16 protein-coding genes are annotated in these 18,766 nt (G+C 36.7%); all 16 read right to left on the bottom strand.

Going from position 1 to position 18,766, the window contains the following annotated elements; translation table 11 throughout:
* Positions 1 to 64 precede the first annotated feature (64 nt).
* Positions 65 to 2,152, bottom strand: coding sequence for a polyribonucleotide nucleotidyltransferase (locus ACZLXV_RS03675; RefSeq protein ID WP_482382514.1), 2,088 nt, complete (start codon positions 2,150 to 2,152; stop codon positions 65 to 67).
* Between the two features lie 294 nt (positions 2,153 to 2,446).
* Positions 2,447 to 2,713, bottom strand: a complete 267-nt coding sequence (gene rpsO, locus ACZLXV_RS03670; RefSeq protein ID WP_022225829.1) for a 30S ribosomal protein S15 — start codon at positions 2,711 to 2,713, stop codon at positions 2,447 to 2,449.
* 229 nt (positions 2,714 to 2,942) lie between these two features.
* Complete coding sequence (locus ACZLXV_RS03665; protein ID WP_482382513.1) at positions 2,943 to 4,253, bottom strand: S1C family serine protease; 1,311 nt, start codon at positions 4,251 to 4,253, stop codon at positions 2,943 to 2,945.
* Between the two features lie 212 nt (positions 4,254 to 4,465).
* Positions 4,466 to 5,032 carry a 5-formyltetrahydrofolate cyclo-ligase gene (locus ACZLXV_RS03660; RefSeq protein WP_482382512.1) on the bottom strand — a complete coding sequence of 189 codons (567 nt, stop codon included), beginning with the start codon at positions 5,030 to 5,032 and terminating at the stop codon, positions 4,466 to 4,468.
* A gap of 3 nt (positions 5,033 to 5,035) precedes the next feature.
* A complete protein-coding gene (locus tag ACZLXV_RS03655; protein ID WP_022225826.1) occupies positions 5,036 to 5,254 on the bottom strand; it encodes a DUF896 domain-containing protein in 219 nt (72 codons plus the stop codon).
* Positions 5,251 to 6,825, bottom strand: a complete 1,575-nt coding sequence (locus tag ACZLXV_RS03650; RefSeq protein WP_482382535.1) for an NAD(P)/FAD-dependent oxidoreductase — start codon at positions 6,823 to 6,825, stop codon at positions 5,251 to 5,253. The genes ACZLXV_RS03655 and ACZLXV_RS03650 overlap by 4 nt, the downstream gene beginning before the upstream one ends.
* 98 nt (positions 6,826 to 6,923) lie before the next feature.
* Positions 6,924 to 8,168, bottom strand: a complete 1,245-nt coding sequence (locus ACZLXV_RS03645) for an aminoacetone oxidase family FAD-binding enzyme (protein WP_482382511.1) — start codon at positions 8,166 to 8,168, stop codon at positions 6,924 to 6,926.
* A gap of 43 nt (positions 8,169 to 8,211) precedes the next feature.
* Positions 8,212 to 8,892: a BofC C-terminal domain-containing protein gene (locus ACZLXV_RS03640; protein WP_367336514.1), complete on the bottom strand. Its 681-nt coding sequence runs from the start codon at positions 8,890 to 8,892 to the stop codon at positions 8,212 to 8,214.
* A 53-nt stretch (positions 8,893 to 8,945) separates the two neighbouring features.
* Positions 8,946 to 10,631, bottom strand: a complete 1,686-nt coding sequence (locus tag ACZLXV_RS03635; RefSeq protein ID WP_482382510.1) for a MutS-related protein — start codon at positions 10,629 to 10,631, stop codon at positions 8,946 to 8,948.
* 189 nt (positions 10,632 to 10,820) lie between these two features.
* Positions 10,821 to 11,438, bottom strand: a complete 618-nt coding sequence (lepB, locus tag ACZLXV_RS03630; protein ID WP_022225821.1) for a signal peptidase I — start codon at positions 11,436 to 11,438, stop codon at positions 10,821 to 10,823.
* A gap of 28 nt (positions 11,439 to 11,466) precedes the next feature.
* On the bottom strand, positions 11,467 to 12,282 hold the full coding sequence (locus tag ACZLXV_RS03625; RefSeq protein ID WP_367336148.1) for an adaptor protein MecA: 816 nt from the start codon (positions 12,280 to 12,282) through the stop codon (positions 11,467 to 11,469).
* 291 nt (positions 12,283 to 12,573) lie between these two features.
* Positions 12,574 to 13,443 carry an undecaprenyl-diphosphate phosphatase gene (locus ACZLXV_RS03620; protein WP_482382509.1) on the bottom strand — a complete coding sequence of 290 codons (870 nt, stop codon included), beginning with the start codon at positions 13,441 to 13,443 and terminating at the stop codon, positions 12,574 to 12,576.
* Between the two features lie 236 nt (positions 13,444 to 13,679).
* Complete coding sequence (locus ACZLXV_RS03615; protein ID WP_022225818.1) at positions 13,680 to 15,182, bottom strand: 4Fe-4S dicluster domain-containing protein; 1,503 nt, start codon at positions 15,180 to 15,182, stop codon at positions 13,680 to 13,682.
* Positions 15,183 to 15,284: 102 nt separating this feature from the next.
* Complete coding sequence (locus ACZLXV_RS03610) at positions 15,285 to 15,857, bottom strand: DNA translocase FtsK (RefSeq protein ID WP_482382508.1); 573 nt, start codon at positions 15,855 to 15,857, stop codon at positions 15,285 to 15,287.
* Between the two features lie 69 nt (positions 15,858 to 15,926).
* Complete coding sequence (locus ACZLXV_RS03605; RefSeq protein WP_482382507.1) at positions 15,927 to 17,513, bottom strand: AAA family ATPase; 1,587 nt, start codon at positions 17,511 to 17,513, stop codon at positions 15,927 to 15,929.
* A gap of 209 nt (positions 17,514 to 17,722) precedes the next feature.
* Complete coding sequence (locus ACZLXV_RS03600; protein ID WP_022225814.1) at positions 17,723 to 18,766, bottom strand: electron transfer flavoprotein subunit alpha/FixB family protein; 1,044 nt, start codon at positions 18,764 to 18,766, stop codon at positions 17,723 to 17,725.

The following is an 18,766-nucleotide window of genomic DNA, read 5'->3' as shown; positions in this document are numbered from 1 at the left end:
TAAAAAATGGAGATCTTGATAAAAATTCAAAATCTCCATCTCTGCTTTTATTCAAAAACTATATTTATTTTACATCTTTGATGCTGAAGCTCATTCTGCCCATCTTGTCTTTTCCAAGACAAACAACCTTTACATGGTCTCCTAATGTAAGAACATCCTCTACATGCTCAATTCTTTCTTTAGCAATCTTTGAAATATGAACCATGCCTTCTTTACCGGGTGCAAATTCAATGAACGCACCAAATTCTTTAATGCTTATCACTTCTCCTTCAAGAATCTGACCTTCATAGTAATCAGTAGTTATGACCTCTATAAGTCTCTTTGCTTCTGCCATCTTATCTGCATCTTCTCCACAGATAGAAACATTTCCGTCATCAGTAATGTCTATCTTGACATCTGTACGCTCGATAAGTGCATTTATTGTCTTTCCTCTCTGTCCGACAACATCACCAATCTTCTGAGGGTCAATCTGCATCTGAATAATCTTTGGTGCATATTTTCCTACTTCTTTACGAGGCTCAGAAATAGCAGGTTTCATACATGTATCCATGATGAAAAGCCTTGCTTCACGACATCTCGCAATAGCACCCTCTACGATAGGTCTTGTAAGTCCGTGAATCTTTATATCCATCTGGATTGCAGTAATTCCCTCTGTTGTACCTGTAACCTTGAAATCCATGTCTCCAAAGAAATCTTCAAGCCCCTGAATATCTGTGAGAAGTACAAAATCGTCATCTGTGTCGCCGGTAACAAGACCACATGAAATACCTGCAACCATCTTCTTGATAGGTACACCTGCTGCCATAAGTGACATACATGACGCACATGTTGAAGCCATAGATGTTGAACCATTTGACTCAAATGTCTCTGATACGCTTCTGATAGCGTATGGGAATTCCTCTTCGCTTGGAAGAACAGGTATAAGAGCTTTCTCTGCCAATGCTCCATGTCCGATTTCACGACGTCCCGGTCCTCTGCTAGGCTTTGTCTCTCCAACTGAATATGAAGGGAAATTGTAATGATGCATATATCTCTTCTCTATAACATTTGCGTCAAGTCCGTCAACCTTCTGCTTTTCAGAAAGAGGTGCAAGTGTTGTGATATTGCAAATCTGTGTCTGTCCACGAGTGAACATAGCTGAACCGTGAACTCTAGGTATAAGGTCAACCTCAGCGGCAAGAGGACGTATCTGTGTAATCTCACGACCGTCAGGACGCTTATGGTCTTTTAATATCATCTTGCGTACTGTCTTCTTCTGATACTGGTATACAGCTTCTGGAAGAATTTCAAGCCACTCTTCATTCTCAGCAAATGCCTCCTCAAGTTTCTCTGTCACCTGACGCACATTTTCCTCACGAGTCTGTTTGTCATCAGAAAATACTGCAACTTCCATCTCTTCCGGAGGAACAATCTTCTTAATCTCTTCAAACATCTCTTCCGGAATAGCACAGCTTGTATATTCATGCTTTGGCTTTCCGACTTCTTCAACCATCTTATCAATAAATTCAATGATAGTCTGATTTACATCATGACACTTGTAAATGGCTTCAATCATCTTTGCTTCGGGAATTTCATTTGCTCCGGCTTCTATCATGATAACTTTTTCTCTTGTTGAAGCAACTGTAAGTCTAAGGTCACCCTTATCCCATACTTCCTGGCTTGGATTTACAATAAACTCTCCGTCAACCATACCTAACTGTGTTGTAGCACATGGACCATAAAATGGAATATCTGAAATTGATGTAGCTATCGCTGAACCTATCATAGCAACAAGCTCAGGACGGCACTCTGTATCTACTGAAAGAACGAGGTTGTTAAGTGAACAATCGTTTCTGTAATCCTTCGGAAAAAGCGGACGCATAGGTCTGTCAATAACACGTGCAGTAAGTACCGCATTCTCTGATGCCTTACCCTCACGTTTGTTAAATCCTCCCGGAATTTTTCCTACTGAATACATTTTTTCTTCAAACTCTACTGAAAGTGGGAAAAAGTCTATTCCCTCTCTTGGTTTTTCTGATGCTGTAGCTGTACAAAGTACAGTAGTATCGCCATAGTGCATCAATGCTGCACCGTTTGCCTGCTTAGCAACTCTTCCAACTTCTACTGTAAGAGTTCTGCCGGCAAGTTCCATGGAAAATGATTTGTATGCCATGAAAATCTCCTTTCTCTGCAAAACAAAATTTATGCAGGCTCCTGTCCCGAAACAACTGAAAAATATACCTTAACATAACATAAAAAATAATGCTTTTATGTTTCGTAAAACAAAAAAGATATACTTTTCAGCAGTCTCGGCTTTTGCCCACACAATATCTTTATAAGTATACCATTTTATTTTAATATATGCAAGTATTCCGCACCTTTGTAAAAAAGTCCTGTCAGCTGCCGTTGTTTAACCAATGGCTTCACTGACAGGACTTCTGTCACAATGCTAATACAAGTTAAGATATTATTTTCTTAAACCTAATTTAGCAATAAGTTCACGATAAGCTTCAATATCTTTCTTCTTTAAGTAAGCAAGAAGATTTCTTCTCTGACCTACCATTTTAAGAAGACCACGTCTTGAATGATGATCTTTCTTGTTCTCTTTTAAATGCTCATTAAGTTCGAGAATACGTGCTGTTAAAAGAGCTACCTGTACCTCTGGAGAACCTGTATCCTCTGGTGTACGTCCATAAGTCTTGATAATTTCAGCTTTCTTTTCTTTACTAATCATAATAACCTCCTGTCCCATAACGGGTATTTGTAATTTTCACCTGACACTAAGAATCGGACGGAGCGACCTGATACTGAGCGTCGGTAATTTGAATAACCTGTGCCGTTTTGATTAGACACAACTATTACAATATAACATAGAACAACAAAGTTGTAAATATGTTTTTCAATATTTTTTACCTTTTATGGGTATATATGCCTCCTGCTTATCAATTAAAGTTTCCTATTTATCAGTTAAATAATGAGCCATTGTTATTGCCGCCATACTGTCCGTTATTATCGTACTGTCCTGAAGAACCGTTCTGTCCGCTGTTTGAATCAGAGCTGCTGTTACCGTTATCTGAACTGTTTTCTGTGCTTTCAGGAGCATCTGATTTCTTTCCAAGTGTGACATTGCATGTAATACTCTTATATTCGCCATTATCAGCTCTTTTTACAGTTATCTCAACTTTGTCACCGGCTTTGCAAAGTGCCATTTTCTCCTGAAGCCCGTCCATTGTCGTAACGTCTTTGCCCTTATATTTTACGATAACATCACCTTTTTTGATTCCGGCTTTGTCGGCAGGTGAACCTGATGTCACACTTGATACATAGATACCTTCCGGAAGATTGTAATACTGTGCATACTCGGATGTCACATTTGTTCCTTTTATTCCAAGATAAGCCTGTTCATCCTCTGATACAGTCTGTGCCTTTACTATATCGTTAATAATAGGAATTGCTGTGTTTATAGGAATTGCAAATCCCATTCCTTCAACAGATGTATCTGCATATTTAGATGAATTAATTCCAATAACGGCACCTGATGAATCAACAAGTGCTCCGCCGCTGTTTCCCGGGTTGATAGCTGCATCTGTCTGAAGAAGCTTCATTGTATTGTCCTCACCTGATACTTCTCTGTCTTTTGCACTGATATATCCGACTGTTACGGAAGTTCCGTAACCAAGTGCATTTCCTATCGCAATTGCCTGTGCGCCAACTTTAACTTTGTCAGAGTCACCTAATGTTGCAACTTTTATGTTGCTGAGTGTGTCTGCTGAAAGTTTCGACAGCGGAACCTCAACGACCGCAAGGTCTGAGTCTGAATCCGTTCCCTTTACCGTTGCCGAATAAACACTCTTGTCATTGAAAGTTACTGAAACACTTGACGCATCTGCTACAACATGATTATTTGTTGCAATATAAATATTTTTGCTGTCCTGTGCAACTATAATTCCTGAACCGCTTCCGCTTGCATCCTGCTCATAAGTTCTTCCAAACACATCTGTTGATGTCTGTGTCGTCTTTACATCTATTGCTACTATTGATGGAAGTACACTCTCTGACACTCCGGACACTCCGTCAGAACTGCTTGTATTTGTGCTTGTTGATGACAATGTCGATGTCTTTTCTATACTCTTGCTTGTTGTTTTTGAACTTTCAACAGCTGATTTATTTATATACTTATTTGAAATGTAAGTTGTTCCTTCAAAACTCATTCCACCAATCAAACCAAATACTGCTGCATATGTTGTTATCTTTAAAAAATTATTTTTACGCATATAAATCTCTCCTTTCAGAAATCTAATCACCAACGGTGGTGCCTAAGCACTAACCGTAATTTTTAATTTTCTCTGTATCTTTATTACAAGTACAATAATACATTGTAACTATGTTCTGTTTGTGTATTGTTTGTGTTCAAATTGTGATTAGTTCTAAAAAAGAAATTATATTTGTAAAAAAATATAAACTAATGCGTTATGGTATGTCTTTTTTAATAATATGCTTTATCCGTGACTATCATATCAACTTTGATATCGTTGCTATCTGAGGCTATTACACCTTTCTTTTGCATCTGGAAATCATAGCATACCGCCACCTTCATAAATCTTTCAGCGCCGTATTTACTAAGATATTTATCATAAAAGCCACCGCCATATCCAAGCCTTTTATGTTCCTCGTCAAATGCAAGTCCCGGCAACACCATAAATGCATTTTCAGGTTTTACTTTGTTGCCGGTTGAAGGTTCTAATATCCCCATACAGCCTTTCTCTAACTCTGAAAATAAGTTAATTTCAAAAAACTCCATCTCATCACCTAAAACTTTTGGAACGGCAACATGTATTTCTCTTTCTTTCTTTAACTCAAACAAATATTCAATAAGATTTTTCGTATCTGCTTCTGTGCCATAAGATACATATACATAAAACCAACTGCTGCTCTTGAAGCTATCCAGTTTGATGAGATTTTCAAAGATTTTTTTGTCTTTTGCTGTTCTATCATTTTTGTCCATAGATTTTCGCAGCAGCTTCATTTCTTTTCTTAAAACAGATTTTTCCATATATCAATGCAGCTTCTTTCTTCTCTTTTTCATATCAACTACAGTTCCGTCAGGATTTACAACTGTTATCCCTTTAAGCTGGCTTGTCAGATTTCCTCTGACTGACGCTATATAGTCCTGTCTCAGTCTTTTCTGTTCGGCAAGTTCCTCCTCATTAAGCCCTTCTGCCTGTGATTTATGATACAACTCATTTATTCTCTTTATCTTTTCATCCATTGTCATTTATAATTTCCTCCTTTTATCTGCATTGCGATTTTTATTCCATCCATTGCAGCAGATGTTATTCCGCCTGCATACCCAGCACCTTCACCACACGGATATATTCCTCTGATATTTGACTGCATGGACTCATCTCTCAATATCTTTACCGGTGAGGATGTCCTGCTTTCTATTCCAAGCAGCAGCGTGTCATCCCTGCTGTATCCTTTTATCTTCTTTTCAAATGCCGTTATGCCTTCTTCTATAGAAGAAGCAACACTCTCAGGAATTATCTTTCTCACATTTGCGAAAGCATACTCACCTTTTGTCTCAGGTATGACCTCACCAAATTCACTGCTCACTCTGTCTTTCTTAAAATCACCAAATAACTGTACCGGAATTTTTCCGCCTGCTGCCTCATACGCTTTTTTCTCCCACTTCTGCTGAAATCTCATTCCTGCAAGCACGTCATCACTCTCATAGTCCTCTGGACCGACTGTCACAACCATTGCACTGTTGGCATTTTTGCTGTCACGAAGATAATTACTCATGCCATTTACCGCAAGCATGCCTTTTTGCGAAGATGCATTCACAACATAACCGCCCGGACACATACAAAATGAATATACTCCTCTTCCATCTTTAGTCTGATGAGTAAGCTTATAATCCGCTGTCGGAAGTATTTTATACATGTCACCATATTGATTTCTGCCTATCATTTCCTGCAGATGTTCAACTCTCTCTCCTATCGCAAATGATTTCTGCTGCATTTCGACATCACTTTCATGAAGGCTTATAAAAGTATCTCTTGCGCTGTGTCCGATGGCAAGAATAAGTTTTTCACATTTTATCTCCTGTTTTTGTGAACTCTCCCTGTCTGTGACATTTACCGACACGATTTTCTGTGTTTCGTTTTCTTTTTCTGTGTTTATGCTGTCAAGCCTTACACCAAATCTTACCTCACCGCCAAGTCTCTCTATCTCTAATCTCATATTTTTTACTACATCAGCCAATTTGTCCGTTCCTATATGCGGCTTTTGAAGATAAAGTATTTCCTTCGGAGCACCAAACCTTACAAATGTCTCAAGCACTTTGCGGTTATATCCAAATCTGTCTTTTACCATCGTATTTAACTTTCCATCAGAAAAAGTTCCAGCGCCGCCCTCACCAAATGAGACATTGCATTCTGTGTCAAGTTCTCCTGTATTCCAAAACTTCTCAACAGTTTTTTTTCTGTTTTCAATATCAAGACCTCTCTCAATGACTATAGGTTTATACCCTGATTTGGCAAGTTCGTAAGCCGCAAAAATTCCAGCCGGGCCAAATCCCGCAATAACGATCTGACCTTTATTTTCAGGCGGTATATTGTCATTTATTTTCCTGATTATAGTCTTTTTTTCTTTTAAAGACACATCATTTTTTTTATAACGGCTTACAATCTTCTTTTCGTTGTCACACTCAATATCGAGCTGATACACAAACGATAATTGTTCTTTTTTTCTTGCGTCTACCGACTTTTTCAATATCTCTATATTTCTAATGTCATCCGCTTTTATCTTTAATTTCTTCTCTATATATTTTTTAATTACAGACATTTCACCCGCTGATATTATGCCTTTTTTTAAATCCTGCCTGTCTGCTTTGACTGCGACTTTTTCTACCAGTACTTTCAACTGACCTATATGTATCACTGTTATTTTCCTCCTGCTGCGCTTATTCCCGCAATGTAACCGCTGCTCCATGCCCACTGGAGATTATAACCTCCGCAAATTCCGTCAACATCCACTATCTCTCCTGCAAGATATAATCCCTTGCAGATTTTTGAACTCATATTTTTAAAGTTTACCTCTCTTTTGCTTACTCCTCCGCAAGTCACCTGTGCGTTGTCAAATCCAGCAGTATCCTTAACTTCTGCTTCAAATTTCTTTATAAGACTGCAAATTTGTTCACATTGCTCTGTTGTCAAATCCTTAAGTTTACTATTTTTATTTATTCCCGCCCTCGACAATATGGCATCAACAAGCTTATTATTCATAATTCCCTCAAGAATATAAGACACCTCAAGTTCCTGTTCGTCCTGCCTGCGCCTTAGTATTTCTCCAAGCAGTTCATCCTTTGAAAATTCAGTCAGAAAATCGGCTTCTATATAAGCTCTTTTTGTTTTTTCCAACTGCCTTGAAATATATCTGCTAATCTGAAAAACAGGAATACCTGATATTCCGGTCGACACAAGCTGCAACTCACCACTGTCTTCTGCAAGTTCATTTTTATTTTCATCATACGCCTTTATTTTTCCGTTTACTCTAACCCCCGCCCAGAGTTTTGTATACTTCTCTTCAATCTTAAGCCAGGTCAGCGCAGGAACAGGTTTTATTATCGTATGTCCAAGACTTTTTAAAATATCAAAACAGGCTCCGTTACTCCCATGGCATTTTGAAGCCATACCGCCTGCCGTGATGATAACTTTTTTTGCAAGGTACCTGTCTTTATCGGTTTTAACAACGAAACCCGTACATTTTCCCAGCTCACTCATATTTTGAGTTATTTCCAAGACTTCCTCTTCAAGATGTACCCATTTTTTATCTATTTTTCTCTGCAGGCAATTCCTGAGAGAAACAGCTTGCAAAGACATAGGATAAACATATCCGTCCCTTTCTCTCGGATATACTCCGGCATCTTTAAAAAAGCTTATTGCCTGTTTTTCGTCAAACCTTTTTAATATCTCCCAAACACCATCCGTTTCATCCACATGATAAAATTCAGGCTTTTGTCTAAGATTGGTATAATTGCATCTGCCATTTCCGGTAGCAAGTATTTTCTTGCCTAGCTGGTTCATCTTCTCGATTATCAAAGCTTTCTTTCCACAACCTGAAACCGCAGCTGCCGCCATCATGCCCGCAGCACCTCCGCCTACAATCAAAATTGGAACACTTCTCATTCTTATCTCCGTTTCTCAAAATGTAATCTGTACTTTCTTCTTTTCATGATGAATAATTTTCTAATATGCCGTATAATTCATCCTCATTTTTTACTTCAACTCCCTTTTTGAGCGCATTTTGTTCTTTTTTGCTTAATTTTGAAATCTTAATTCCCGTATAATCAAAAATAGTTTTTTTATCTCCATAATATACAACAACTTCACCATCTATTGCTATGAGATAATATTTGTATTTTATTTTTGTTGCATCATATATTTTTTTTATTACAAGCCTGTCACTTGAAAAGCTGACAACTCCCATACTCTGAAGTCCTGCAAGGAACTCATCCGCTGACATATTATTCATATAATTGTGGCAATACTCGTCAACCTGTTTTCTGTTCAATCCGACAAGTTTTTCGGGCAGATTTCTATATTCAGCGCTTGATATATCCTTTGCCGCATCATATTTTTCAACCTGATATATCGTCTGAACAGATAGTGTATCACTACTGTTTGCTCCTGCCGCTACACTGTCTGAACCATTATTTTCCAAAGCCTTTTCACACTCTTTCTCTATTTTTTCATCTGTATATATTTTTATCTTGTCGGTAATATTTGTTTCTGACTTCTGCGCCATTTTTTCAAACTTATTTACTGCCGCCTTATAACACACAACTTCTGACAATGCAACAATAACTAAAAAACCGCAAGCCAGCCAGACATTTTTAACTACTTTGCTCATATAAAACACCACACCTTTCATTTTATTATGTAGTGTTTCCTATAGTTTCCTTTTTATTCAGTTTCACCCCATATTCCTGTCTCCAGAAATCTTTCAGCCTGCTTTTCAGCCATGTATGTTATAACCTTGTCGTAACCTATCATATTAAGCAGTTTTATGGCATTCCTTGTATTTGCGGCTCCTTTTCTAAGCCTGTAATCAAACATTACCCTGTCCTCATCAACACTTTCTTCAAAGTGATAATTTGTATAATATTTTTTCAACATGTTTGTAAGCTCGACATCATGTGTTGCCGCAAAACACATAGCGCCCTTTCTTGCAAGATACGCCAATATTTCAGACGATGATGCAATTCTCTCAAGCGTATTTGTTCCCCTTAACACTTCATCGATAAAGCATAAAACAGGCACATCACTCTGGGCTGCTTTTTCTAAAATTCTCTGTAATGACTTTATCTCTACTATATAATAACTCTCATTATTTTGAAGGTCATCCCTAAGTGCCATTGACGAATAAATATAATAAAAACATGAAGTATACGAATCTGCCAACACAGTATGAATAGTCTGCGCAAATATTGAGTTTATGGCAATACTTTTTATAAATGTCGATTTTCCGGACGCATTTGAGCCTGTAAGAAGCACAGACTTATCCGCATTTATATTGTTTTTCACCGGCTCATTTATAAGCGGATGGTATATGTTTTCGGCATTTATCCCAATTTTATCATCAAATGTCGGGACACACCATTCATCAAGACTTTCCCTATATGAGCAAATAGAAATCATGCTGTCAAGAAAACCTATTGTATCATAGATTTTAAACAATTCATCACTTAGTTTCTTTGCCTCTGAAACCATGGTACACATCTTGATAATATCAATATGGACTAACATTCTTACATAATCCATAATTGTATCAAATAAATCCCCTGCCATCTGACCTCCGCCGGCTATAAGCGAACTGTTACGACAAAATTTTTTGAAACTTTCAGCACTGTGTTCAAGTTCATCCATATATTTTTCAATACCCTGAATTTCCATCTTTGCAATTTCTTTACTCTGGGCTACAGTGCGTACTATAAACCCGAATAACTGTATATAAGGCTCCAGCATAACTTTGTCCTTATAATATGAAAATATGTTATATATAACCACAACTATAAAAACAAGTACCATGACAGACGGCCATACAAAGCATAGTGCCCCACTAAGCAAAAATGCAAGACCACAGAGAATATGTTTTAATCTGTTTGGAGATTTTATATCATTAATACCGCTCATATACTCATATACTGATATTTTTCCCGGTTTTCCCATCTGGGAAAGCGCAATCTGGAGTTTTAACCTTTCATCCTCATTTTTTGACATCAAGTCGATAACTCTCTCCCTCTCAGATAATTCTTCTTTGTCAATACATGTTTTATGAAGCAATGCATATAGATATTCCTCGCCGACAGAAGTTCTCGTATGATTTAATTTCTCATATACCCTGTCCATTTCAAGGTCATTCCAGGTAATGTCATCTATATCATTCTCAGATGCCTGATTATCATGATAATATTTTATATTCTTCCATATATTTTCCGTATATTCCTGTCTTGTAGGCATTCCCCATGTTTTTTTCAGCCTATTGGTAAGTTTTTCAATATATTTTTTTTCATCATATACTATTTTCGCTATAACTAAAATCAAAAGCACACACACGGCTATAACAATTTTAACAGATATATCATCCATCTCTTTTCCCCCAACTATAGTCTTTAATTATATTATGATACAAAATACCAAAGCAGATAACAATGTATATTTACATACAAATTGCCATCTGTTGAATCGACATCATCATATTATAAAATCAAGGGCGCAAACATAAAATTTACGCCCTCATTTATTTTTAATACGGGCGTCTTAAAAACGCCACAAGTTTTATTTTTTACTGTCTGATGATGAAGAACTGTCGTCCTTCTTAAATCCGTCAATTGAATTTATAAAGGCAAACGGCTCCGTTCTAATCCAAGCTTTTCCTACTATACTTGATTTTAAAACATTACCCACACTTGCATTTCTGCTATCTTCACAATCATTTCTGTTGTCACACAACATAAAATACTCGTCATTGTCAAGAGTAATCTCCTCCATAGCAAGTCCACCGTTTTTCATAAGAGAAAAATCATATTTTTCATCTAATACTTTTCCGTCAATATATACTTCCCCATTTGATATTTTAATCTTTTCTCCCGGCAGGCCTATAACTCTTTGAATAACATAATAGTTATGCTCACTGCCGTTTTGTCTAACTACAACAACATCATTTCTTTTCACGGAATGAAGTTTATATGACATTTTATTGATAAGTATGTTCTCCCCATCATTAAGAGTAGGCTCCATGTTGCTTCCCGAAACATTCATTGTCTCTAAGCCAAAGCGCACAATGAGAAATGCTGCGGCAACTACTGCAATTATTTCTACAACAGTAATAACTACCCGAACAAACAACCCCTTTTTGCCTCCAAAACTTCCATCATAGTCGTAATCATATTTCATTTTGATTTTCCCAAACTCCCACTCTGCATTAATATTCTTTCAAGATTTTTATGGCATCTTTTGAAATAAGACATTCAAAATGCTCCTTGCAATACTGCTCAATATACAACTGTTGTGAGCAAAGTTTAGCATACTCTGTCAACTGACGGCATAACTTCATATACTCATCAAATTTAAGCTTTCCTTTTTTTATAAACAGATAGTACTTTTCGTTTGCCGTATCTTTATATAATTTGCTTGATATATGTTTATCTATGCATACGGATTCTGCAAACACCTCAACATTATGTAATGAATCAAAACAAAATACTTTGGCGGCACAGGCTTCTTTTTTCTCTTTTGCTTTTTTCTTTTTTTCAAGCTCTTTAATATGTTCCCTGTAAGCTTTCTTCTGCTTTTCTGTCGTAACCGAATTGTCTTTCTGGAATTCATCCATTGAAACACTCTTGGTTTCATCTGTAGCTGCCTCTGACAAATCTTCAATCTTATCTTCACACTTATCCTGAGCCAGACCATTTGCAATGATGCCCGGCATATTTGACTCGTCCAGCATACCTGCAAGATTCTGAATCTGGTTGAGCATATTATGTATGGCATCCTCACCCCTGTCTGTAAATGTAATGGTAAGTGAGTTATCCGGCATACGCATAAGCTGCATGGAAACCATACCACTTTCTATCTCATATCCAATCTCTTCCTCTGCTTTTTCTACAATACTCTCAAGAAATTCTCTTGACCTTTCCTGATTTGTAAAAAAATCTTCTATTGCAAACCCGTATGAATTCATCTCTTCTTCTGTCATTCTACATTGAACAGTGTTCTTATCTATTCTCTGAAAATCCACACGAAACACCTCCTTAAAGTTATAGTCCCCTGTCTGATATAATAATGCTTGTCAAAGATAATGTCAACATAGTCGTTTAAGGCATATTTTGCAATACTTATGAACCATAGCGGTTATTATATCTGTCCGAAAAAAAAAGGGGGCACCCTGCGGGTACAGGATGCCTAGGTATGAATTGAAAAAAGGGTAGTAGGTATTTCCTACTATCAATACCTATATTACATGTTAATTTGTTATAAGTCAATACTTTTTTGTGTCTTTTTTATTAAGCATTTATAAACTTTTTATTTATTATGCTATTGCAAAATACACCAAAACCAATGCACCCAGAACTATTCTGTACCAGCCAAAGACTTTGAAATCATGCTTCTTAATATAACCCATAAGAAACTTAATTACAAAAAGTGATACGACAAAAGCAACTAACATACCTGATATCAATATTCCCGCCTCTAATGCCGAAAATGACAACCCAAATTTTATAACTTTTATGAGACTCGCTCCAAACATTACCGGAATCGCAAGATAAAATGTAAATTCTGCCGCAATCGTTCTTGAAAGTCCAAGAATAAGACCACCTATAATCGTAGCTCCTGACCTTGATGTACCGGGGAATACAGCGGCAACCAGCTGAAACATTCCAATCCAGAATGCTGTTGAGTATGTAATATCACTTATCTTAGTAACTGCCGGTTTATTTTTCTTATTCTTATCTTCTACTATTATAAATACAATACCAACAAGGATAAGCATAATTGCTACCGTCTTATAATTGTAGAAGCACTCTTCAAGTTTATTGCCAAATGCAAGTTCAACTATGACTGCCGGTATACATGCAATCACTATTTTGATCCACATTATGAAAATATCCTGTTTAATAAACCGGAAATTATCTAAAAAGTCCGCTTTCTTATTTTCTACATAATGTCTTTCATAATTATTTTCTTTACAAAAAGGCCATATTTTCCACCAGAAAAGTAAAACTACTGCCATAATGGCACCAAGCTGGATGACGACAAGATACATTTCCCTAAACTTATCAGAAACATCCATTTTAATAAATTCATCGAGAAGAATCATATGTCCTGTACTGCTTATAGGAAGCCACTCTGTAATTCCCTCAACAATTCCAAAAATAATTGATTTGATAATCTCTAACATAATACTCTCCAATCCTATATCATTTTTGTCACCTGCTGCTTTAGATATCCAAAAAGAATATTTAATGTCTTAACCAAAAGAAATATATTCTATCTTCCATTACACAAATACAGCCTGACAACATATATATATTATCAGGCTGTATAAATTATTTCAATATAATATATCATAAACCTGCAACGCAAGCGAGCTTGTTCTCCTGCACAAAATTTATGAGCGACAACTTCTAAATCATTTTAAGGCAATTCAATCTCAAGTAAATCCTGCGGTGGAATCTTTGTTGATGATTCTTTTACAGTTTTTGCAACTGCAACTTTTGCTTTATTGATTGGAAGAATTGTACCAACACCGGCAACACATCCTCCCGGACAACCCATTCCTTCAATCATACAGCCATCTTTCTTTCCTGCTTTTGCAAGAAGAAGCATCTTCTTACAATCTGCAAGACCCTCACAATGCTCTGTCTGAACTTCCGTTCCAGGATAATACTCTTCTATACACTGTTCAATCGCACTAATAACACCACCGGCAACCGCATAACCACGACCTGCACCTGTTGCTTCATGCATTAAGCGTCCTTTGTCATAATTGTTGAAATCAATATTCTTTGCCTTAAATATTGCATTTAATTCCTCAAATGTAATTACAAAATCAACATCACTTCTTACTGTTCTCCTAGAAGCTTCAAGTTTCTTTGCTGCACATGGTCCGATAAATACAACTTTTGCATCAGGATGCTTTTTCTTTATACTTCTAGCTGTAGCTACCATAGGTGTAAGCTCCTGAGATACACTGCCGATTATGTCAGGGAAATACTTCTTAGCAAGCATTGACCATGCCGGACAACATGATGTAAGAAGGAACGGAAGATCTCCGTTTACTACTTCCTTAACATAATGATGTGCCTCTGCCACAGCACCTATATCTGCACCAAGTGCTACTTCATGTACATCCTTAAATCCGCAATCTTTCAATGCTGCGATAACCTGAGCAGGTGTAACATCAGTACCAAACTGACCTTCAAATGCAGGTGCTATTTCTGCAATAACTTCGTCTCCATGCTGTATTGCTCTAATCATCTGGAATATCTGAGACTTATCAGCAATTGCTCCGAATGGGCAACTTGCCATGCACTGACCACATGATACGCACTTTTCATCATTTATCTTTGCGCGCCCGTGCTCATCACTCTCAATCGCATTGATTCCGCATGCCTCAGCACAAGGTCTGATTCTCTTTATAATAGCATGGTAAGGACATATCGCTATACATTTACCGCACTTAATACATTTATCCTGATCTATAAATGCATGTCCGTCAACCATTGAAATAGCTTCTTTCGGACAGACTTCCATACATGGATGTGCTACACAACCATGACACATGTTACTTACTTCAATTTTATTGTCCTCACACATATCACATGCTGATGGGATAACCTGCATAAGAGGTGGCTCATAATACTTTTCTGAAATATTACTCTCTGCAAATCCCTCTGTAATATGTACCGGTCTGTCTAATGGTCTGAGTGAAAGCCCCATAGCAAGACGAACTCTCTCTGACGCAATAGCTCTTTCTCTCCAAATGCTCTCACGGTAAAGTGGAACATCTGACGGTGTGATTTTGTATGGTATCTCTTCTAACTCATGACTTACATCTCCTGTGCTGTAAGCTGCACGAGCAACTTCTTCAAATACCTGTTCCCTGATTTTTTTTGTCTGTGTGTCAATTCCACGCATGGCAATCCTCCTATTATATTGTTCATAATATCAATAGTAACATATTTATTACCAATTTTTTCGTAATAACCTTGCACATTATACTACAATAGATAAAAAATCTCAATAGAGTTTTTGAAATTTATTATAAACAAATTCTATTGAGTTTTTGACGTTATTACTATAGAACATTACAACTGCAACATCTGCATTATAAATAGATTTTCCTGAAAACACTTCTTGTACTGCATGATTTCCTACATTGGATGAATAATGCTTACATTGTACATTAACATTTTTTAAATAGTGTTCAAATTGCGTTAATGTAAATAAAACTTCTCTAGGTCCTGTCCCTTTTGCTTTTCCAACTATTCCCTCTTTACATAATTGGTCAATAATTCTTCCTGACCGATTATAACCTATTGAATATCTCCTCATTAATTGTCCTGATGAAGCTCTATCAGACTCTATAACAAATCTTGCTGCTTCAATAAAATATTCATCAACATATATAGTTCTTCTTTTTTCATTTTTAGGTTCCGTTTCTTTTAATTGCTCCACATCTGTATTTTCTTCATAAACCAAATTTTCTTCCTCAATATCTTCAGTTATATTCTCTACATCACTAAAAAAATATTTTCTACATTCCTCAGACACTTTCCTTATACTATTTTTTCTTTTTGCAAATCTAAACATAATCACTCCATATTTATTATAAATTTGTAACTGCTATAATTTTTCCTACACTGTACTCAAAAAAATTTCTCAAATCTCATATTGCTCTATTTCACACTCATGTGCCTTATTCTTTTTATCATAATTTATTCCAACCAAAAGAATGTCTCCAGTATATTCCATAAGCGACTGCGGATATTTTCTTTCTTTTATCTGTGCCAGTGCCGTCGATACATTTTTATTCCATTTTAACTCTACCACCAATGCCGGATAGCTGTTTAAATATTGAGGTTTCGGTATAAACACAAAGTCTGCAAATCCTCTCCCAGCCGGCATTTCACGAACCGGTTTAAAATAATACTGCATTGCACTAAGATATGCAATCGCAAGCACACTGCTCAATGAATTTTCATTATTGTACTCAATAACTGATGTATATTCCGAATGTATCTGCTCTATCTTTTCTGCCACAATATCACATTCAAGGTCTAATGTTGCCTCAAGAAGTTCATTTGATTTATTTTCAAAATCATACAGTTCATTCCATTTATTTTCCTCAACAGCATTTACAAATTCTCCACGAATTTCTTCATTTGGAATAAATGCCGTCTGCTTTCGTTGGTCATATGCCAGATAACCGAGATGTATAAGCAGCATAAAAACATCATCTTTATTTTTTATTGTAATCATATCGTTCTGAAAGGTTGTGGTTTTTACTTTTACCTCATCTCCCGAAATCATTCTGATAATTTCTGTTTTCAGACCGTCAAAATCCATATTGATAAATGGTCTTATAGACTCAAATGTGCTTGTCTGTGACCAATAGCTTTGCAAAGTACCATCAAGCATAGCACTGACAACAGCTTTTGGATTGTATATATGCTGTTCTCCTAAAATATAACCATCATACCAATGCTTAATTTCATTGAAATCCCTTTCATAATGATTACATAATTTTTCAACTTCCTTTTCAGTAAATCCCACAAAAGGCGAAAATCTTCCTGCATTAAGCATTGTATATTCATCAAAATTATTAAGTGCTGACTGTGTTTTTTGCTTTTTTATCGGAAGTATTCCTGTCAGATATGCAAGTGCAATATATTTTGTAGGTTCAGTTCCCTTAAACAATCCTCTCAAAAAATTGATATATTTTTCCTGAATATCTCTATCTGCATCCTCGTCTCGAATAAGCGCATCCCACTCATCTATTATTATTATAAACTTCTGTCCTGTGGCTTCTTTTATTTTTGAAAGAGCTTCTGACAATGCATTTTCATCTGTAGAAATATGTTCCGGATATATCTGCCTAAGTTCTTCTATGATACTTTGTGAAATATATTCCACTATTTCAAATATATCTTTTACATTCGATAAAAACCACTGAATATCAATATGAATAACATTATATTTATTTAAGTGCATTTTAAAGTCATCCTTTTTTGATATTTCCAGTTTCGAAAACATTTTTTCCGACTTACACCCTTTACTGTAATAAGCCGCAAGCATATTTGCAGTGATGGATTTTCCAAATCTTCTTGGACGGCTGTGGCATATATAGCCCTGCATAGTATCCAACACTTTATTTATTTCTTCAATCATTCCGCTCTTATCAATATAAATTTCAGAATTTAAAGCAACCTGAAAAGCACTGTTATCCGGATTTACAAATCTTCCCATAAGTTTTTCACCACCTGTTAATAATTAAATAATATATCATCACATTTTATTTTATTATATATTATTTGCGACGCCTTTCCAACACTTAAAATGTACAAAGAGTCGCTTGCGACTCTTTCGCGCTTGAGTGGAATGCGTAGCATATGAAAAAGGCAGCATACCCGAAACTGGATATACCGCCTTTATTATATAAAAAATTGTCTGTTTAATTATTTAACAACTTCTTTTAAAGCCTCTGTGAGCTTTGGTACAATCTTATTGAGGTCGCCTACGATACCGTAGTCAGCTACATCAAAGATAGGTGCTGTCTCATCTTTGTTGATTGCAACAATGATGTCAGACTCTTCCATACCTGCTGTATGCTGGATAGCTCCTGAAATACCGATTGCGAAGTATACATTAGGACGAACTGTCTTTCCTGTCTGTCCAACCTGTAACTCTTTTGGCATCCAGCCGTTATCTACTACTGCACGTGAGCAGCTTACTGTTCCACCGATTACATCAGCAAGATCCTGAAGCATTGCAAAGTTCTCTTTACTTCCAACTCCACGTCCACCAGATACAAGAATCTTTGCATCCATGATGTCAACTGTGTCTGAAAGATCCTTAACGATGTCAAGAATTTCAACATACTTGTTGTTTGGAGTAAATCCAGGATTGTACTCAATAACTTCTGCTTTTGCTCCCTTTTTAGGCTCAATCTTCTGCATAACACCCGGACGAACTGTAGCCATCTGTGGACGGTTGTCAGGGCAAGCGATTGTAGCGATTGTGTTACCACCGAATGCAGGACGAGTCATAAGAAGCTGATTATGTTTCTGCTTATCTTCCTGTCCAGGAATTGCATTGATTGGGAAATCACCAATCTCAAGTACTGTACAGTCAGCTGTAAGACCTGTCTGAACACGAGCTGAAACACGAGGTCCTAAATCACGACCAATTGCTGTTGCACCAACTAATACGATTTCAGGCTTGTACTCGTTGATAACTGAAGATAATGCATGAGCATATGGCTCTGTTCTGTACTCTTTTAACTCAGGATCGTCTACAACGATAACCTTGTCAGCACCATACTCTGCTAATTCATCTGTAAGACCTTTAACATCAGAACCGATAAGAACGGCTGTTACATCTGTACCAAGGTCACTTGCAAGTTCTTTTGCTTTTCCAAGCAATTCAAAAGCGATTCCGCTTAATTCGTTGTCTACCTGCTGTGCAAAGACATAGACACCCTTATATTCTTCTAAACCCAT

It is taken from the genome of Butyribacter sp. (assembly GCF_056818865.1).
The sequence above is the reverse complement of the archived record's forward strand: the minus strand, read 5'-3'. Positions and strand labels throughout refer to the sequence as shown.